The sequence below is a fragment of the Pseudomonas sp. TCU-HL1 genome (assembly GCF_001708505.1).
Lineage (GTDB): Bacteria > Pseudomonadota > Gammaproteobacteria > Pseudomonadales > Pseudomonadaceae > Metapseudomonas.
In genome coordinates, this window is the sequence record NZ_CP015992.1 from 5969194 (window position 1) to 5987723 (window position 18530).

The window sequence follows — 18530 nt, forward strand, 5'->3', positions numbered from 1 at the left end:
CGGGCAAGCGCCCGCCACTCGGGTTCAATGCAACGAGGGTTTGGCAGCCGGCGCGGCAGGCTTGGCGCACTCGGCGAAAAGCAACAGCGGCGCGACGCGCAGGTACTCCATCACTTCCATGTAGTCGCTCTCGCCGTCATCGGAGTCTTCCAGGGCGCTTTGCACCTGGGCGATGGAGGCGAGGTCCTGAAGTACTTCGACCGCTTCGCCGGACAACGCGCCCTCACGGGCCGTCAGGCCGAAGCCACCGAGGAAACCCTGGCACCACTGCCCGAGGGCGGCGGCACGTTCGGCCAGCGGCGCGTCGTCGCTGGGCAACAGCAGGACCACGGCCATCTCGGTGCCGGTCAACTCGCTCTTGACCATTTCCTGCAGGCCGATCAGGGCCTGGCGCAGGCTGTCCTGCGGGGCACCGCCGAGCAACTCGGCGGCATCCTCCAGCCAGGGTTCGGGCTCGAAGCCGGAACCGGCGCAGCTGCGGCCCAGGAGCAGGCCGTGCAATTCGGCGGGAGAAACCGGCTGGCCAGTGGTGGCGAGAAGCGCGGCGAAAGCGTTGTAGGGAGAATTCGAACTGGACATAAGGGTGGCTAGGCGCCAAAGGGCGCAATCACTAGAATGACGGCCTCGTATCCTAGCAGTCTGGCGCGGTGAAGGCAGCATCGGCCGCCCTGCCAGCAAGCCCGGCTAGCGGACGTGCGACAATTCGCGCCGGTGCGTGCAGGTTTGACCCTTCCCCGTGTCGGTCCTATATAGTTCCGGTCATTCCCCACCAAGTAGACAGCCCATGGAAGACGCCGAACTGCATGCACTGACAGCCAAGCTGGAGCTCCTGATCCAGCGTGTCGAGCAGCTCAAGGCCCAGAACCGGCTCCTGCTTGCCAGCGAGAAGGCCTGGCGCGAAGAACGCGCTCATCTGATCGAAAAGAACGAAATGGCCCGGCTCAAGGTCGAAGCGATGATTTCGCGCCTGAAAGCCCTGGAGCAGGATTCATGACCCAGTCCAACAACACCGTCACCGTCCAAATCCTTGATAAGGAATACTGCATCGCCTGCCCTGCGGACGAACGCGCCAACCTCGAAAGCGCCGCCCGCTACCTGGACGGCAAGATGCGCGAGATCCGTTCTAGCGGGAAGGTCATCGGTGCCGATCGCATTGCAGTAATGGCCGCCCTGAACATCACCCACGACCTGCTGCACAAGCAGCAGCGCCTGGATCAGGAAGCGACCTCGACCCGCGAGCGCGTACGCGACCTGCTGGAGCGCGTCGACGTCGCCCTGGCCACCGACCCGGACGGCCACCAGGCCTGAGCGGCGCGGCAAAGTGACGCTCCTCGGCGCTTTTTGACACAGCCGGGCCGACACGCAGCAGTTCCCACAGCGGTTCTTGGGGTATACTCGCCGCCAGCTCCCTGGTGTGTTGGCCAGTCGGTGATGTCCCTGAGCCGATAAATGCAACCACGGGGGTTGCAAGTTGAGGCCGGTGTGCATGTCCGCCTGACGGAAAGCCTTAACGCCTCCTGCAACCTCCACCTTGAACTTTAGGGTTCAAGGGCTAACCCGACAGCGGCACGACCGGGGAGTCTATTTTCTTCATGATCTGCGCTGGTTCCCACTCCCGCCAGAGCCTGCGCCGCCTGCTCCGTCAGGCCCGCCGCGCACTCACCCCCCTTCAGCAGAAGCTCGCCGCCAAGGCCCTCTATCGCCAGCTCGCGCAGGACCCTCTGTTCCGCCGCGCCCGGCACGTTGCCCTTTATCTGCCCACCAATGGCGAGATCGACCCGCGCCCCCTGTTGCGCGAAGCACAGCGGCGCGGCAAGCAGGCTTATCTGCCGGTACTCAACGCCTGGCCGCGGGAGAAGATGGTATTCCAGCGCCTGCTGCCGGGAGAGCGGCTGCAGAAGAATCGCTTCCGCATCCTCGAGCCACGCGCCAATCCGGCGCAGCAGCGCAAGGCCTGGACACTGGATCTGGTCATGCTGCCCCTGGTGGGCTTCGATGAGTTCGGCGGACGACTGGGAATGGGCGGCGGCTTCTACGACCGCAGCCTGGCCTACCTGGCACGGCGGCACCAATGGCGCAAACCGACGCTGCTGGGCCTGGCGCACGAATGCCAGAAGGTGGACAGGCTGGAGCTCGCGAGCTGGGACGTGGCCCTGCAGGCGACGGTGACGGACAAGGGCTGGTACGAAGGCGACTGACAGCGGCACCGCGATCCCTGCGGTGCCGGTCGGCGTGAAATCAGGGCTGCTGGGTCAGATTGACGGGCGCGTTGCTCTGACGCTCCCACAGGCTTTGGGTGTAACCGGTAGTAACCACACCCAGCCCGAAAATGATTACCAATACCCAGAGGATGTCTGGCTTGCGTTTCATCGATTGCCTCCCCCTTGCAGGCAAACTTCGCGCTATGACCGATGGCGAATCGTTGTTTTGGTTGGACCGAACGGCAGCAGCAGCTTAAAGCGCGGCATTTTCCGGCAACGTGAGCGAACACGCAATTTGTGACGCCAACCGGCCGACAGCCGGGCTCAAGCTTGGGTACCCAATTAAGGACGAGCGTACAGGAGCAAAGTTCATGCCTTTCTGGCTGATGAAATCCGAACCCGACGAACTTTCCATCCATGACCTGCAGCGCCTGGGTAAAGCCCGCTGGGATGGCGTGCGCAACTACCAGGCACGCAACTTCATGCGCGCCATGCAGCCGGGCGAATTGTTCTTCTTCTACCACTCCAGCTGCCCGGAACCCGGAATCGCCGGTATTGCCCGAATCGCCGGAGAAACCTACCCGGACCCAACTGCGTTGGACCCGCAAAGTCACTATCACGACCCCAAGGCCAGCGCCGAGAAGAATCCCTGGAGCGCCCTGGACGTGGAGTTCGTCGAAGCCTTCCCACGCGTCATCCCCCTCGCCCAACTCCGCACGCAAGCAGTGCTGGCCAGCATGCCCCTGGTACAGAAAGGCAGCCGCCTGTCGGTGATGCCGGTCACCGGGGAAGAATGGGCCGGCATACTCGCCCTGCGTTGAGTCGGGGATGGCCCTGTGCTATGAGGGAGGGGAATCTTCCGGGGCGCACCCATGCCGCACTCTCATCCCGCCTGGCTGGTCCGAACGACACTCGCCCTGCTCCTCGTGGCGCTGTGCAGCACCAGCCTGCTGCTCTGGAATCAGTTGGAGAACGCCCAACAGGAGCGCATCCGCGACCGAGTCGGCTTCCAGGCGCGAGCCCTGGCCAGCGAGCTGGAAAGCAACCTCATCGACGAAGTCGAAGGCCTGCGCCGCATGGCCCTGCTGTGGAACCATCGCGGCCGAATCCCCCGGGATGAGTGGACGCTTGAAGCCCGCTTCGCCCTGGAGCACTTCCCCGGTTACCAGTCGATCCAGTGGATGGGGTCCGATCTGCGCATGCGCTGGGTGCTGCCGGAAACAGGCAACGAGGCCGCGATCGGTTTTCGCCTGACCCGCAACCATCCCAACTTCAACCTCGCCATGCAAGCCAAGGCCACTGGCGAAGCGCAGATGTCCAACAGCTTTGTCCTGGTCCAGGGCGGACGCGGCTTTGTGCTCTACACCCCGCTTTACATCAACGACGAGCAGAGCGAGCGCAGGTTCGACGGTTTTCTGCAGGGTGTGTTTCGCGTCGAGACCCTGATGGACGAGCTTCTCGCCGGCCTCGACAACCGCGAGTTCAGCGTCCTGCTGCTGGAATCCGGCCGCCCCCTCTACCATCGAGAGCAGCCGGAAAGCCAGGAAGCCCTGAGCCAGCGCGTCCCTCTGCACCTGCTCAACAACAGCAACTTCGCCCTACAACTCGCGCCGACCCACAGGCTGGTGGAGCAGCTTCGCTCTCCCCTGCCGCAGGTAGTCCTCGGCGCCAGCCTGCTCACCAGCCTGCTGCTGGTGGCCGCCTTGGCCCTGGCGCTGGAGAATGCCCGCCGCGCCGGCGCCCTGGATACCGGCTATCGGCGCCTGAACGAGGAGGTCAACCACCGCGAGCACGCCGAGCAGGATCTGCGCGAGAGCCGCGAGCGCCTGCAACTGGTGCTCGACCTGACCGACTCCAGCCAGGACGGCCTGTTCATCTTCGACCTCGCCAACCGCGAGATCCTGCATATGAACCAGGCCACGCACGCTAGCCTCGGCTACAGCGCCGAGGCCTTCCGCCACCTGCTGAAGGAAGACCCAGAGCAATTGCTTCCAGGGTTTCATACGTGGCTGGAACTGGTACGCCAGGCCAACCAGGATGGCGACTCGGGCATCTTTCAGCGCGAGATGCGCCGCGCCGACGACAGCCTGCAGGCTGCGGAAATCAGCGCCCAGCTGGTAAGCCTCAATGGCCGCGACTATCTGATCGGCGTGTCGCGCGACAACCGCGAACGCCTCGAACTGGAGGCACGCCTGCAGCGGCTATCCCAGCAGGATGGCCTGACCGGGCTCTTCAACCGGCGCTATTTCGACCGCCAGTTGAACGGCGAATGGCGCCGCCTGCGCCGTCTTGGGGCGCCCCTGGCGTTACTGATGCTGGACGTGGACCACTTCAAGGCGTTCAACGACAAGCTCGGCCACCAGGCCGGTGACGACGCCCTGCGCCGTGTGGCCCAGGCGCTTCAGCAAAGCCTGCAGCGCGAGGGCGATGTGGCCTGCCGTTATGGCGGCGAAGAGTTCGCCATCATCCTGGCCAACACCGACGAAGATGGCGCGCGGCATGTGGCGGACCGCGTCATGGAGGAGATCGCGGCACTGGCCATCGAACATCCGACCAGCCCGGAGGGCCGCCTGACCCTCAGCATCGGCATCGCCACCTCCGACCCGGCCCGCGAGGACCAGCCCGACAGCCTGGTGTCACGCAGCGACGCCGCGCTCTACCGGGCCAAGCATGAAGGCCGCAACCGCACCTGTCTGTGGGAGAAGGATCAAGGCTGAACGATCAGGTTATTGAACAGCAGGTCGTCCACCAGGGGCTGGCCCTCCTCGCTGTTCAAAACCTGCTGCACCTGTTTGAGGGCTTCCTGGCGGAGCTTCTCCTTGGAATCGGACGAACTCAGGGTCTCATCGGTCTGCTGGGAGAAAAGCATCACCAACTGGTTGCGGATCAGCGGCTCGTGGCGAGTGACCTTTTCCTCGGCCTCGGGGCCGGTGACACGCAAGGAGATATCGGCCTTGTAGTACTTCAGCCGCGGGCCAGGGCCATAGTTACCGACCAGGGACGGCACCAGGTCGATGTAGGCGACTTTGGGCGCCTCGCCTTCCTTGGGTTGTTCCTCGGCCACGGCCAGCAGGGGAAGGGTCAGGGCCAGCAGCAATGCAGTCAGTCTTTTCACCAGGGTCATCCTCAGCACGAATGGCGCCTAGCATAGCCACAGGCGCGGCCGCCCCCAAGACCTCCGTTTATGCACACCCATCAGGCACAGCCATGCTGATTGACCCGCCAGCCCCCCCACCTACACTGCAAGGCCACATGCCCGGGGCCCTTGCCCCACGCCTAGGAGCCCCGCGATGAAAGCCGTCCTGTGCAAAGCCTTCGGTCCCGCCGATACCCTGGTGCTGGAGGAGGTCGCCAGCCCCGAGCCCAAGAAGAACGAAATCCTGATCGACGTGCATGCGGCGGCGGTCAACTTTCCCGACACACTGATCATCGAAGGCAAGTACCAGTTCAAGCCGCCCTTCCCCTTCTCTCCGGGTGGCGAGGCAGCCGGCGTGGTTGCCGCGGTCGGCGAGAGGGTCAGCCACCTCAAGCCCGGCGACCGGGTGATGGCGCTGACCGGCTGGGGCAGTTTCGCCGAGCAGGTGGCGGTGCCGTCCTATAACGTGATGCCGATTCCCAAGGGCATCGACTTCAACTCGGCGGCCGCCTTCGGCATGACCTATGGCACCTCGATGCACGCCCTCAAGCAGCGCGCCAACCTGCAACCCGGCGAGACCCTGCTGGTCCTCGGCGCCTCCGGCGGCGTTGGCCTGGCTGCGGTCGAGATCGGCAAGGCCATGGGCGCACGGGTGATCGCCGCCGCCAGCAGTGCCGAAAAGCTGGAAGTGGCCAAGGCCGCCGGCGCCGATGCGCTGATCAACTACAGCGAAGAGAACCTGAAGGACCGGGTCAAGGAGCTCACCGGGGGCCAAGGCGCGGACGTGATCTACGATCCGGTGGGTGGCGACCTGTTCGATGCCGCCGTGCGCTCGATCAACTGGAACGGTCGCCTGCTGGTGGTGGGTTTCGCCAGCGGCCGGATTCCCGAGCTGCCGGTCAACCTCGCCTTGCTCAAGGGCGCGTCGGTGGTCGGTGTGTTCTGGGGCTCCTTCGCCCAGCGCCGGCCCCAGGACAACCTGGCCAACTTCCAGCAACTGTTTGCCTGGTACGCCGAAGGCAAGCTCAAGCCCCTGGTGTCGCAGACCTTCCCGCTGGAGCGCGCAAGCGACGCCATCAACGCCCTGGCCACGCGCCAGGCGGTAGGCAAGGTGGTGGTCGAGGCTCGCTGATACTTCGCCCCGTAGATACCGTCTTGTTTAGCCCCGGGCAAGGGCCAGTTGGGCATCGAATGGCTGGCCGGATTTCAGTACGCCATAGGCGATATGCAACAGCTTGCGCATGGCCGCGCAGACGATCTGCTTTCCGGCCTTACCGCGGGCGCGCAGGCGCTGTGCCAGGGCATTGATCGCGGGGTTGTGGGTCATCGAGGTGATCGCCGGCATGTACAGGCCCGCGCGTAGCCGCGCTGAGCCCACACGGGAAATGCGTACGTGCCCTTTATGCTTACCCGAATCCTGTAGCTTCGGATTCAGCCCGGCAAAGGCAGTGATCGCTCGCGCGCTCTCGAACTGCAGCGGATCACCCAGTTCCGCCAGGAGCAGGGCGGCAGTCTGCTCGCCGATACCATCGATGCTGGTCAGCAGATCGCGTTTACCCCGCAGGTCTGGATCATCATCGATATGGTCGCGGATGGTTTTCAGGGTCTCGGCAATCTGCTCTTCGACACGCTGCAGCACTGAGTGAATCGACTCTTGCACGCTGGCATCGGCCACCCCCAGACGATTGCGCTCCATCTGCTCGATCTCCTTGAGATCCTGCAGGCGCCGCACCAGGGCACGCAGACGGCGGATCGCGGCAGGCTCGGGTTGCCAGGCGCGCAGCTCATCTTGATGGTGCTCGCCGTAGCTGGCAATCAGCTTGGCGTCGACCTGATCCGTCTTGACCCGTTGCAACTGGCTTCGCGCGTAATAGGCAATCTGCGCAGGATTCATCACGCAAATCCGGTAGCCCAGCGCGTAAAAGTGCTCAGCCAGCGCCTCGTGGTAGGTACCCGTCGCCTCCATCACGATCCAGGCCCCAGGTTCGCTGTGCTTGTTCAACCACTCCTGCAACACCTGAAAGCCCTCTGCGGCGTTGATCAGCTTGGCCTTGCTGCGGTACTTGCCGTTGGCCTGCAGGGTGGCGATATCGAAACTGTGCTTGGCAATGTCAATGCCGACGATGCTGGACATGCAACCTCCTCAATCCATCCAGAGTGATCATCACTGCACCCGGCCCGGCCTTGTGAATGCGAGCTCTCACTTGAAGTGGGCTCTAGATACCGTTCGAGCTATCTGAGTGAGTGTGGAGGGCCAGGGCACTATCTACGGGTCGGGCTCGAGGCCTAAGGGTGGACACGGCTTCCTGGCTCTCCCCCGATGATCAGTCGGGGACTATCACCCCTTGAGAGGGTGGTAGTCGAGATACAAGGGTGCGCCATGCGCACCGACCCCGTTCAGGGGCATCGGTGCGCGCAGCGCACCCTACAAGAGTGCGAAAGCCGCCCGAGGGCGGCTTTTTTCATCTCGGGGACTTCAGGCCCTGGGCGCATAGGCGAATACATCGGCGCGCATCTGGTGGGCATCCATCCCCGCCGCCACCAGGGCATCGAGGGTGGCGTAGACCATCGCCGGCGAACCGCTGGCGTAGACGTGCAACGACTTGAGGTCCGGGAAGTCCTCGCACACCGCCTCATGCAGCAGACCGCAACGCCCCTGCCAACCACACTGATCGCTGACCACCTTGTGCAGGAAGAGGTTGTCCAGATGCTGCCAGTCCTCCCAGTGGGACAACTCGTAGAAGTCCGCCGGCTGACGTACGCCCCAGTACAAGTGCACCGGGTGCTTGAAGCCCGCGGCACGGCAATGCTCGATCAGGCTGTGGATCTGGCCCATGCCGGTACCCGCGGCGATCAGTACCAGAGGGCCGTCGGGCAGCTCAGCCAGGTGGGTATCGCCGAAAGGCATGCGCACCTTGGCCATGCGTGTGTGCTGCAACTGCTCGATGAGCGCGCGGGCACTGGGCTCGCGGCCGAGGATGTGCAGTTCGATATCGCGCCCGGCACTGGGCGCCGAAGCCATGGAGAAGGCCGAGGATTCGCCGTTCTCACGCTCGATCAGCAGGTACTGCCCGGCATGGTAGCGCGGCGGTTTGCCGGCCGGGGCACGCAGGCGCACGCGCCAGACATCGCCCCCTACCTCAACGCATTCGCTGAGTTGGCAGCTCAGGCTGCGTACCGGCAACTCACCCGGCGCCAGCACGCCATCCCAGTGCAGCACGCAGTCTTCAAGTGGTTCGGCCAGGCAGGTGAAGAGTTCACCCTGGGTCAGCTCGGCACCGTTCTGGCGCACCCGCCCTTCCACCAGCAGGGCTGCGCACACATGGCAGTTGCCGTTGCGGCAGCTCTGTGGGCAGTCGTAGCCGAGCCGGCGCGCCGCGTCCAGGATGCGCTCATTGGGAGCGGCCTGGATGACCGCGCCAGAGGGTTGCAGGGTGACACGCATCAATCGATTCCCAGAGAAGACCACAGCTCATCGACACGGCGTTTGACCGCGTCATCCTGGACGATCACCCGGCCCCATTCGCGGCTGGTCTCGCCCGGCCACTTGTGGGTGGCATCCAGGCCCATCTTCGAGCCAAGGCCAGAGATGGGGGAAGCGAAGTCCAGGTAGTCGATCGGCGTGTTATCGATCATCACCGTGTCGCGCTTGGGGTCCATGCGCGTGGTGACGGCCCAGATCACATCGTTCCAGTCCCGCGCATTGATGTCGTCGTCGGTGACTATGACGAACTTGGTGTACATGAACTGTCGCAGGAACGACCAGACACCCAGCATTACGCGCTTGGCGTGGCCGGGGTACTGCTTCTTCATGGTCACCACCGCCATGCGGTAGGAGCAGCCTTCCGGCGGCAGGTAGAAGTCGACGATCTCGGGGAACTGCTTCTGCAGGATCGGCACGAAAACTTCGTTCAACGCCACGCCGAGAATCGCCGGCTCATCCGGCGGCCGGCCGGTGTAGGTGCTGTGGTAGATCGGTTTCTGTCGGCGGGTGATGCGCTCCACGGTGAATACCGGGAAGCTGTCCACTTCGTTGTAGTAGCCGGTGTGGTCGCCATAAGGACCTTCGTCAGCCATCTCGCCGGGGTGGATCACCCCTTCGAGGACGATCTCCGCGCTGGCCGGAACCTGCAGGTCGCTGCCGATGCACTTCACCAGCTCGGTGCGGTTGTCCCGAAGCAAGCCGGCGAAAGCGTACTCGGAAAGGGTATCCGGCACCGGCGTCACCGCGCCGAGAATGGTCGCCGGGTCCGCACCCAGGGCGACCGCCACCGGGAAGGGCTGACCCGGGTGCTTCGCACACCACTCGCGGTAATCCAGCGCACCGCCGCGGTGGCTCAGCCAGCGCATGATGACCTTGTTGCGGCCGATCACTTGCTGGCGATAGATGCCGAGGTTCTGGCGCTCCTTGTTGGGGCCACGGGTGACGGTCAGGCCCCAGGTAATCAGCGGCGCGACATCGCCCGGCCAACAGGTCTGCACCGGCAACTTCGTCAGGTCGACGTCATCGCCCTCTTCCACCACTTCCTGGCAGGGGCCGTCCTTCAGCACCTTGGGCGCCATGGCAATGACTTTCTTGAAGATCGGCAGCTTGGACCAGGCGTCCTTCAGCCCCTTGGGCGGCTCGGGTTCCTTGAGGAAGGCCAGCAGCTTGCCGATTTCGCGCAGTTCGCCGACATCCTCGGCACCCATGCCCAGCGCCACGCGACCGGGGGTGCCAAAGAGGTTGCCGAGCACCGGGATGTCGAAGCCGGTGGGCTTCTCGAAGAGCAGCGCCGGGCCCTGTTTGCGCAGGGTACGGTCGCAGATTTCGGTCATTTCCAGCACGGGCGACACCGGAGTGGCGATGCGTTTGAGCTCGCCGCGCTGTTCCAGGCCGCTGATAAAGTCGCGCAGATCGCGATACTGCATGCTTGAGCCTCTTGGGGCGTGCAGGTCGGGGCGCAAAGTTTAGCGCCGAACTGGGTTATTCAGAAGGACAAACGGCCAATACAGAAACGCAAAAGCCGGGTTTCCCCGGCCTTTGCGGCACAGCCAAGACTTACTTGCGTCTCATCGACAGGAAGAATTCGTCGTTGGTCTTGGTGTCTTTCAGCTTGTCGAGCAGGAACTCGATGGCCGCGATCTCGTCCATCGGGTGCAGCAGCTTGCGCAAGATCCACATGCGCTGCAGCTCGTCGTCGGCAGTCAGCAACTCTTCGCGGCGGGTACCGGACTTGTTGATGTTGATGGCCGGGAACACACGCTTCTCGGCGATGCGGCGGTCCAGCGGCAGCTCCATGTTGCCGGTGCCCTTGAACTCTTCGTAGATGACTTCATCCATCTTCGAGCCGGTTTCGACCAGCGCAGTGGCGAGGATGGTCAGCGAACCGCCTTCCTCGATGTTGCGCGCAGCGCCGAAGAAACGCTTGGGCTTCTCCAGGGCATGGGCGTCGACACCACCGGTCAGTACCTTGCCGGAGCTCGGGATCACGGTGTTGTAGGCACGGGCCAGACGGGTGATGGAGTCCAGCAGGATGACCACGTCCTTCTTGTGCTCGACCAAGCGCTTGGCCTTCTCGATCACCATCTCGGCAACCTGCACGTGGCGGGTCGGCGGCTCGTCGAAGGTGGAAGCGACCACTTCGCCGCGCACGGTACGCTGCATTTCGGTCACTTCTTCCGGGCGCTCGTCGATCAGCAGGACGATCAGGTGGCACTCGGGGTTGTTACGGGTGATGTTGGCCGCGATGTTCTGCAGCATGATGGTCTTGCCCGCTTTCGGCGGGGCGACGATCAGGCCACGCTGGCCCTTGCCGATCGGCGCACAGAGATCGATCACGCGGCCGGTGAGGTCTTCGGTGGAGCCGTTGCCGGCTTCCATTTTCAGGCGCTCGTTGGGGAACAGCGGAGTGAGGTTCTCGAACAGGATCTTGTTCTTGGCGTTCTCGGGACGGTCGTAGTTGATGGAGTCGACCTTGAGCAGCGCGAAGTAACGCTCGCCTTCCTTGGGCGGACGAATCTTGCCAACTATGGTGTCGCCTGTACGCAGGTTGAAGCGACGGATCTGGCTGGGCGAAACGTAGATGTCGTCCGGGCCGGCCAGGTAGGAAGAGTCGGCGGAGCGCAGGAAGCCGAAGCCGTCCTGGAGAATCTCCAGCACGCCGTCACCGGAGATCTCCTCGCCGCTCTTCGCGTGCTTCTTCAGCAGGGCGAAGATGATGTCCTGCTTGCGCGAACGGGCCATGTTCTCCAGGCCCATGGCGTCGGACATTTCCAGAAGTTCGCCAATCGGCTTTTGCTTGAGTTCGGTCAGATTCATAGGAATGACGTAGATAGAAAAGGAGAAGGGAAAGCGTTGAGCTTTAGAGGCCGCGCCGCAGAGAAGGCGACAGGATCGCTGTGCTTATTCGAATAGGAGTGCGTCGGCGACGGCGTAGAGGGCTGCGTAGGAAAAAGCAGCGGTCCGAATGTAACACCGGCGCAACGGGGAGTCTAGTATCGCCCAATGAAAAAGCCCCGCATATTGCGGGGCCTCTTCGAGACGCTTCTGACGCGGTTTCGGCGGCTCGGAAAGCCACGAGAATCAGATGTTCGCGTCGAGGAAAGCAGCCAGCTGGGACTTCGACAGGGCACCTACCTTGGTGGCCTCAACATTGCCGTTCTTGAACAGCATCAGGGTCGGGATGCCACGCACGCCGTACTTCGGCGGGGTGTCCTGGTTCTCGTCGATGTTCAGCTTGCAGACTTTCAGCTTGCCCTGGTAGTCCTTGGCGATTTCGTCGAGGACCGGGGCAATCATCTTGCACGGACCGCACCACTCGGCCCAATAGTCGACCAGCACCGCGCCGTCGGCCTTGAGCACGTCCTGCTCGAAGCTGGCATCGGTGACATTGGTGATGAATTCGCTCATGGAAGAATCTCCGTGGTTCGGAAGCAGAAAAGTGGGGCCATCATATCCCGGCTTTTCCGGGACCGAAAGCCAAGTGCAATTGAGCTTTGCTATGGCGATACCGGGCAAAACTGATGGATTGCCGCCGCCACGTCAATTCGCCTGCCGGTGACGCGCGCCTGTCATATCCCACCTATAGTGTGCTCAGCCAGCTATTCGCCAGAAAAACCGCACCCGACATCCCGGTTCACCGCCCGCGCCAGACTGGTACTAACGTACCGCTATTCGCATTGGCTCGACCGGGCAACCGTGGCAGGATTGCGCGGTTCAGCCTCGAGACCCGAAACCATGCCGCAAAAGCCCGTCGAAATCCCGTCCCTGATCGCCGCCATCGACCTCGGCTCGAACAGCTTCCACATGGTGGTAGCCAAGGTCGACCACGGCGAGATCCGCATCCTGGAACGGCTCGGCGACAAGGTGCAGCTGGCCGCTGGACTGGACGAAGCGCGCAACCTGAGCGAAGAGTCGATGCAGCGTGGCCTCGACTGCTTGCGCCGCTTCGCCCAGATGATTGCCGGCCTGCCGGAAGGCGCGGTGCGCATCGTCGGCACCAACGCCCTGCGCGAGGCGCATAACCGCGCCGAGTTCATCCGCCGCGCCGAGGAAGTCCTCGGGCACCCGGTGGAAGTCATCTCCGGCCGCGAGGAAGCACGTCTTATCTACCTGGGTGTCTCCCACACACTGCCGGACACCCCCGGCCGCCGTCTGGTGGCGGATATCGGCGGCGGCAGCACCGAATTCATCATTGGCCAGCGTTTCGAATCGCAACTGCGGGAAAGCCTGCAGATGGGCTGCGTGAGCTACACCCAGCGCTACTTCCGCGACGGTAAGATCACCCCGGCGCGTTATGCACAGGCCTACACCGCCGCGCGCCTGGAACTGATGGGCATCGAATACAGCCTGCGCCGTCTCGGTTGGCAGGAAGCCGTGGGCGCCTCCGGCACCATCCGCGCAGTGGGCCTGGCGATCCAGGCCGCGGGGCTTGGCAATGGCGAAATCAACCCGGAAGGACTGGCCTGGCTCAAGCGCAAGCTGTTCAAACTGGGCGACGTGGAGAAGCTCGACATCGACGGCATCAAGCCGGACCGCCGGCCGATCTTCCCGGCCGGCCTGGCGATCACCGAAGCCATCTTCGAGGCACTCGAACTCAAGCACATGAACCACTCCGAAGGCGCCCTGCGCGAAGGCGTGCTCTACGACCTGCTCGGCCGCCACCACCACGAGGACGTCCGCGAGCGCACCCTGAGCGCGCTGATGGAACGCTGCCATGTGGACCTGGAGCAGGCCGCTCGAGTCGAGGCCAAGGCCCTGGCGGCCCTGGAAAAGGTCGCCGACAGCTGGGGGCTGGACGATGACTGGCACCGCGACCTGCTGCTCTGGAGCGCGCGCGTCCACGAGATCGGCATGGACATCGCCCACTACCAGTACCACAAGCACGGCGCCTACCTGATCGAGCACTCGGACCTGCCTGGCTTCTCCCGCCAGGACCAGCTGATGCTCGCTCTGCTGGTACGCGGCCACCGCCGCAACATCCCCAAGGACCGGTTCGCCGAGTTCGGCGAGGAAGGCGTGAAGCTGCTACGTCTCTGCGTGCTGCTGCGCTTCGCCATCCTCTTCCACCACATCCGTGGCACCTCGGCCATGCCCAGCGTCCAGCTCCGGGCCTCCGGCAATAACTTCGAAGTGCAGTTCCCGAAAGACTGGCTGGAAGCCAACCCGCTGACCCAGGCGGACTTCGAACAGGAAGCCGAGTGGCTGAAACGCATCGATTTCGTGCTGAAGGTGAGCTGAAGCCAATACGCACAAACATGAGAACGGGGCCCGCAGGCCCCGTTTTCATGTCCACCGTCAGCGCACGATGACGGGCAGGTTGGTCAGCTTGTCCAGCAGGGTGGCCTGGGCATTGCGCGAGTTCTGGTTGCCGCTCGGGCTGTTGCGCAGGTAGCGCCCATCCGGCTGCAGCACCCAGCTCTGGGTGTTGTCGGTGATATAGGCCTCCAGCTCCTTCTTCACGCGGGTCAGCAGTTTCTTGCCTTCCACCGGGAAGCAGGTCTCGACGCGCATGTCGAGGTTGCGCTCCATCCAGTCGGCGCTGGAGAGGTACATCTTCTCGTCGCCACCGTTGAGGAAGTAGTAGATGCGGCTGTGCTCGAGGAAGCGGCCGATGATCGAGCGCACTTGGATGTTGTGCGAAACGCCGGGAATCCCCGGGCGCAGGCAGCACATGCCACGCACCACCAGATCGATGCGCACACCGCCCTGGCTGGCCTTGTACAGCGCCCGGATGACCTTGGGATCGGTCAGCGCGTTGACCTTGACCATGATGTGCGCGGGTTTGCCTTCGCTGGCGTGCAGGGCCTCGCGGGCGATCATGTCGAGCAGCGTCTTCTTCAGGGTGAAGGGCGCGTGCAACAGCTTCTTCATACGCAGGGTCTTGCCCATGCCGATCAACTGGTTGAACAGCTTGTGCAAGTCTTCGCAAAGCGCGTCGTCGGCGGTCAGCATGCTGTAGTCGGTGTACAGGCGCGCGTTGCCGGCGTGGTAGTTGCCGGTACCCAGGTGCGCATAGCGACGCAGCTCGCCGTTTTCGCGACGCAGGATCAGCATCATCTTCGCGTGGGTCTTGAAGCCCACCACGCCGTAGATCACCACGGCGCCAGCCTGCTGCAGGCGGCTCGCCAGCTGCAGGTTGGATTCCTCGTCGAAACGCGCACGCAACTCGATCACCGCGGTGACTTCCTTGCCGTTGCGCGCGGCCTCCACCAGGGAGTCGACGATTTCGGAGTTGGCACCCGCACGGTACAGGGTCTGCTTGATCGCCAGGACGTTGGGGTCCTTGGCGGCCTGACGCAGGAAGTCCACCACCGGCGTGAACGACTCGAAGGGGTGCAGCAGCAGGATGTCCTGCTTGCCCACCACACTGAACAGGTTTTCGGCCTTCTGCAGCAGTTTGGGGATCACCGGGGTAAGCGACGGGTGCTGCAACTCCGGGTGGCTTTCCAGGCCGGTGATGCTGAACAGGCGGGTCAGGTTCACCGGGCCATTGACCCGGTACAGCTCGCTCTCGGCCAGGCCGAACTGCTTGAGCAGGTAGTCCGAGAGGTGCTTCGGGCAAGTGTCGGCCACTTCCAGGCGCACTGCATCGCCGTAGCGACGCGAGAACAGCTCGCCGCGCAGGGCGCGGGCAAGGTCGTCGACGTCTTCGGTGTCAACGGAGAGGTCGGCGTTACGGGTGAGGCGGAACTGGTAGCAGCCCTTCACCTTCATGCCGGGGAACAGGTCGTCGGCATGGGCGTGGATCATCGAGGACAGGAACACGAAGTTGTCCCCCGGCCCGCCGATTTCCTCGGGCACACGGATGACCCGTGGCAGCAGGCGCGGCGCCGGAATGATCGCCAGGCCGGAGTCGCGGCCGAAGGCGTCCACACCTTCCAGCTCGACAATGAAGTTCAGGCTCTTGTTCACCAGCAGCGGGAAGGGGTGCGTCGGGTCCAGGCCGATGGGGGTGATGATCGGCGCGATCTCGTCGCGGAAGTAACGACGGACCCAGCTCTTCAGCTTGACGGTCCAGTAGCGACGGCGAATGAAGTTGACCTGGTGCTTGGCCAGTTCCGGCAGCAGGATGTCATTGAGGATGCTGTACTGGCGAGCGACCTGCTCGTGCACCAGATCGCTGATTCGCGACATCGCCTGGTGTGGCAGCAGGCCGTCGGCGCCGGCCTGTTCGCGGGCGAAGGTGATCTGCTTCTTCAGGCCGGCAACGCGAATCTCGAAGAACTCGTCGAGGTTGCTGGAGAAGATCAACAGGAACTTCAGGCGTTCGAGCAACGGATAGGACTCATCCAGTGCCTGCTCCAGCACGCGGATGTTGAACTGCAACTGCGACAGTTCGCGGTGGATGTACAGGCTGCTGTCATCCAGGCTCGGCAGCACCAGAGGCGCCGGCACAGGCGCCGAGACCGGGATCGGGGCCGGCGCCGCGTCGGCGGCGGGGGCCTCGGGGGCCGGCGGGGCCACCGGAACGTCGGTGGCCTCCTTCAGGGGTTCGAGCAAAGCGCTGGGGTTGAGTCCTTCGGTGTTCATCTGCAGTTCCTGGGGGGAGATCAAGCTCCCGTCTTGAGCATTTCTGCGGCGCGTACGGCGAAATAGGTAAGGATGCCATCGGCGCCGGCGCGTTTGAAGGCCACCAGGGATTCGAGGATGACCGCGTCGCTCAGCCAGCCGTTCTGGATCGCCGCCATGTGCATGGCGTACTCACCACTGACCTGATAGACAAAGGTCGGTACGCAGAATTCATCCTTCACCCGACGAACGATATCGAGGTAGGGCATGCCCGGCTTGACCATCACCATGTCGGCGCCTTCGGCCAGGTCCGCAGCCACTTCGTGCAGGGCTTCGTCGGCGTTGGCCGGGTCCATCTGGTAGCTGGCCTTGTTGCCCTTGCCGAGGTTGGCGGCGGAGCCGACGGCATCACGGAAGGGGCCGTAGTAGGCACTGGCGTACTTGGCCGAGTAGGCCATGATGCGCACGTTGGGGAAGTCGGCCAGTTCCAGGGCCTCGCGGATGGCCTGGATGCGGCCGTCCATCATGTCCGACGGGGCCACCACCTGGGCCCCGGCTTCGGCGTGGGACAGCGCCTGCTTGACCAGCGCATCGACGGTCACGTCGTTCTGCACATAGCCACTCTCGTCGAGGATGCCGTCCTGGCCATGAGTGGTGAACGGGTCCAAGGCTACGTCGCTGATCACGCCCAGTTCCGGGAAGCGCTCACGCAGGGCACGGATGGCGCGTTGGGCAATACCATCCGGATTCCACGCTTCGGCGCCGTCGAGGGACTTCTTCTCCAGCGGCGTCACCGGGAACAGCGCCAGCGCCGGAATCCCCAACTTCACCCAGGCCTCGGCCTCCTTGAGCAGCAGGTCGATCGACAGGCGCTCGACGCCGGGCATCGAGGGCACGGCCTCGCGGCGGTTTTCGCCGTCCAGTACGAATACCGGCAGGATCAGGTCGTCGACGGTCAGGACGTTCTCGCGCACCAGGCGGCGGGAGAAATCGTCACGGCGATTGCGGCGCAGGCGAGTTGCGGGGAACAGGCGATTGGCGGGGGTAAAGCTCACAGCAAACTCCAGGGCCCGGAACGGACGCAGTATGACAAATATAAGCGTCGATTATGACCGAATGGTAACAACGGGCGACAGCGACCCGTGGTCGCGTCGAGCGGCGTAGTGCGCCTTGCGCCGCCACGTGGGCATTGTCCGGAGTCAATCTGATGGCAATCGGCACAGGTCGGAGCTTTTCCCGGGGCGCCATCCCGGTTAGGCTGCGCGTTCATTTCGCTGCGCACCCCAACCATGCTGCAACAATTTCTCCAGGATTTCGGCTACTTCGCCCTCTTCCTCGGCACCTTCTTCGAGGGTGAGACGATCCTGGTCCTGGCCGGCTTTCTCGCCTTCCGGGGCTACATGGACATCAACGCCGTGGTCGCCACAGCGTTTTTCGGCAGCTATGCCGGCGACCAGCTCTGGTATTACCTGGGTCGCCACAAGGGTCGCCAGATCCTCGCCCGCAAACCGCGCTGGCAAGCCATGGGTGACCGCGCCCTGGGCCACATCCGCCGCCATCCGGACATCTGGGTACTGAGCTTTCGCTTCGTCTACGGACTGCGCACCGTGATGCCGGTGGCCATCGGCCTGTCCGGCTACCCGCCGCTGCGCTACCTGATCCTCAATGGCATCGGCGCACTGATCTGGGCCCTGGCCCTGGGTTTCGCTGCCTTCCACTTCGGCGCCGTACTCGAAGGCATGCTGGGCAACCTCAAGCGCTACGAGCTGATGGTCCTCGGCGGCCTGGTGGCCATCGGCGGTCTCCTCTGGCTGAGGCGCCGCCTGCGCAATAACGGCAAGAACAGCTAGTCAGACTGCCAGGGCCGTTTACCGACGAGGAAGGCCGAACAGTGCGACCAAGCTGATCAGACTGTGAAGCGCCAGCAATCCCCACCCCGTCGCCCCAGGCGGCGGCAGTCCCAGCGCCGCCTCCGCCCAGTGCGCCGGCCACACACCCACTCCAGGGCGCGTGCCCAGGGACGGTTCTCCAGCCAGGCGCCGCTCGCATAGAGCCCGAAGGCCAGCCAGGACGTAATTCATGGGGCAGCCTTGTCGTTGTTCTGGTCCGGTGACCCACAGGCGGCGAAGCGGGTTGGCGCGGCGCTCGCGACCCGATTCCCCGGCCTGCTAGGATTGCTCGTCAGGGTCTGCACGAAAGC

Annotated in this window: 18 protein-coding genes and 1 other RNA gene; 9 read left to right on the forward strand and 10 right to left on the reverse strand. The window is 63.8% G+C overall.

Going from position 1 to position 18530, the window contains the following annotated elements:
• Positions 1-24: 24 nt before the first annotated feature.
• Positions 25-579 (reverse strand): YecA family protein, encoded by a 555-nt coding sequence (locus THL1_RS27255; protein ID WP_069086159.1) that lies wholly within the window; start codon positions 577-579, stop codon positions 25-27.
• A 205-nt stretch (positions 580-784) separates the two neighbouring features.
• Here THL1_RS27255 and THL1_RS27260 point away from each other — a divergent pair, with 205 nt between their 5' ends.
• The 4 genes from THL1_RS27260 to THL1_RS27275 all read left to right on the forward strand — a co-directional run bounded on the left by THL1_RS27260 (position 785) and on the right by THL1_RS27275 (position 2198).
• Complete coding sequence (locus THL1_RS27260; protein ID WP_028626819.1) at positions 785-994, forward strand: TIGR02449 family protein; 210 nt, start codon at positions 785-787, stop codon at positions 992-994.
• Positions 991-1308 carry a cell division protein ZapA gene (locus tag THL1_RS27265; RefSeq protein WP_069086160.1) on the forward strand — a complete coding sequence of 106 codons (318 nt, stop codon included), beginning with the start codon at positions 991-993 and terminating at the stop codon, positions 1306-1308. The genes THL1_RS27260 and THL1_RS27265 overlap by 4 nt, the downstream gene beginning before the upstream one ends.
• A 95-nt stretch (positions 1309-1403) precedes the next feature.
• Positions 1404-1583: non-coding RNA, 6S RNA (gene ssrS / locus THL1_RS27270), on the forward strand.
• Between the two features lie 9 nt (positions 1584-1592).
• On the forward strand, positions 1593-2198 hold the full coding sequence (locus THL1_RS27275) for a 5-formyltetrahydrofolate cyclo-ligase (protein WP_069086161.1): 606 nt from the start codon (positions 1593-1595) through the stop codon (positions 2196-2198).
• Between the two features lie 40 nt (positions 2199-2238).
• Here THL1_RS27275 and THL1_RS31065 read toward each other — a convergent pair whose 3' ends face one another.
• Positions 2239-2370 (reverse strand): hypothetical protein, encoded by a 132-nt coding sequence (locus THL1_RS31065; RefSeq protein WP_016495303.1) that lies wholly within the window; start codon positions 2368-2370, stop codon positions 2239-2241.
• Between the two features lie 202 nt (positions 2371-2572).
• Between THL1_RS31065 and THL1_RS27280 the strand changes: the two genes are divergently transcribed.
• Positions 2573-3022: an EVE domain-containing protein gene (locus THL1_RS27280; protein WP_069086162.1), complete on the forward strand. Its 450-nt coding sequence runs from the start codon at positions 2573-2575 to the stop codon at positions 3020-3022.
• Between the two features lie 51 nt (positions 3023-3073).
• The gene (locus THL1_RS27285) at positions 3074-4918 is read left to right on the forward strand and encodes a sensor domain-containing diguanylate cyclase (protein WP_069086163.1); all 1845 of its coding nucleotides are present in this window, start codon (positions 3074-3076) and stop codon (positions 4916-4918) included.
• Here THL1_RS27285 and THL1_RS27290 read toward each other — a convergent pair.
• Positions 4909-5325, reverse strand: a complete 417-nt coding sequence (locus tag THL1_RS27290; protein ID WP_414703769.1) for a flagellar basal body-associated protein FliL — start codon at positions 5323-5325, stop codon at positions 4909-4911. The genes THL1_RS27285 and THL1_RS27290 overlap by 10 nt on opposite strands.
• Before the next feature lie 166 nt (positions 5326-5491).
• Here THL1_RS27290 and THL1_RS27295 point away from each other — a divergent pair, with 166 nt between their 5' ends.
• The gene (locus THL1_RS27295) at positions 5492-6469 is read left to right on the forward strand and encodes an NADPH:quinone oxidoreductase family protein (RefSeq protein WP_069086164.1); all 978 of its coding nucleotides are present in this window, start codon (positions 5492-5494) and stop codon (positions 6467-6469) included.
• Positions 6470-6496: 27 nt separating this feature from the next.
• Here the strand turns inward: THL1_RS27295 and THL1_RS27300 are convergent, their stop codons facing one another.
• The 5 genes from THL1_RS27300 to trxA all read right to left on the reverse strand — a co-directional run bounded on the left by THL1_RS27300 (position 6497) and on the right by trxA (position 12229).
• Positions 6497-7471, reverse strand: coding sequence for an IS110 family transposase (locus THL1_RS27300; RefSeq protein WP_069081544.1), 975 nt, complete (start codon positions 7469-7471; stop codon positions 6497-6499).
• Positions 7472-7813: 342 nt separating this feature from the next.
• Positions 7814-8782, reverse strand: a complete 969-nt coding sequence (locus THL1_RS27305) for a CDP-6-deoxy-delta-3,4-glucoseen reductase (protein ID WP_069086165.1) — start codon at positions 8780-8782, stop codon at positions 7814-7816.
• Positions 8782-10248, reverse strand: a complete 1467-nt coding sequence (gene ubiD / locus THL1_RS27310) for a 4-hydroxy-3-polyprenylbenzoate decarboxylase (RefSeq protein ID WP_069086166.1) — start codon at positions 10246-10248, stop codon at positions 8782-8784. Before ubiD ends, THL1_RS27305 begins: the two co-directional genes overlap by 1 nt.
• 130 nt (positions 10249-10378) lie before the next feature.
• Positions 10379-11638 carry a transcription termination factor Rho gene (gene rho, locus THL1_RS27315; RefSeq protein WP_069086167.1) on the reverse strand — a complete coding sequence of 420 codons (1260 nt, stop codon included), beginning with the start codon at positions 11636-11638 and terminating at the stop codon, positions 10379-10381.
• A 264-nt stretch (positions 11639-11902) separates the two neighbouring features.
• Positions 11903-12229, reverse strand: a complete 327-nt coding sequence (gene trxA / locus THL1_RS27320; RefSeq protein ID WP_003457525.1) for a thioredoxin TrxA — start codon at positions 12227-12229, stop codon at positions 11903-11905.
• Between the two features lie 327 nt (positions 12230-12556).
• On the opposite strand from trxA, the gene ppx reads away from it, so the two are divergent.
• A complete protein-coding gene (ppx, locus tag THL1_RS27325) occupies positions 12557-14059 on the forward strand; it encodes an exopolyphosphatase (RefSeq protein ID WP_069086168.1) in 1503 nt (500 codons plus the stop codon).
• Between the two features lie 57 nt (positions 14060-14116).
• On the opposite strand, the gene ppk1 is transcribed toward ppx, so the two are convergent.
• Together ppk1 and hemB are read right to left on the reverse strand one after the other, a co-directional pair.
• Positions 14117-16351, reverse strand: coding sequence for a polyphosphate kinase 1 (gene ppk1, locus THL1_RS27330; protein WP_069086169.1), 2235 nt, complete (start codon positions 16349-16351; stop codon positions 14117-14119).
• A gap of 20 nt (positions 16352-16371) precedes the next feature.
• The gene (gene hemB / locus THL1_RS27335) at positions 16372-17385 is read right to left on the reverse strand and encodes a porphobilinogen synthase (RefSeq protein WP_069086170.1); all 1014 of its coding nucleotides are present in this window, start codon (positions 17383-17385) and stop codon (positions 16372-16374) included.
• A 234-nt stretch (positions 17386-17619) separates the two neighbouring features.
• On the opposite strand from hemB, the gene THL1_RS27340 reads away from it, so the two are divergent.
• Positions 17620-18180, forward strand: coding sequence for a DedA family protein (locus THL1_RS27340; protein ID WP_069086171.1), 561 nt, complete (start codon positions 17620-17622; stop codon positions 18178-18180).
• Positions 18181-18530: the final 350 nt, after the last annotated feature.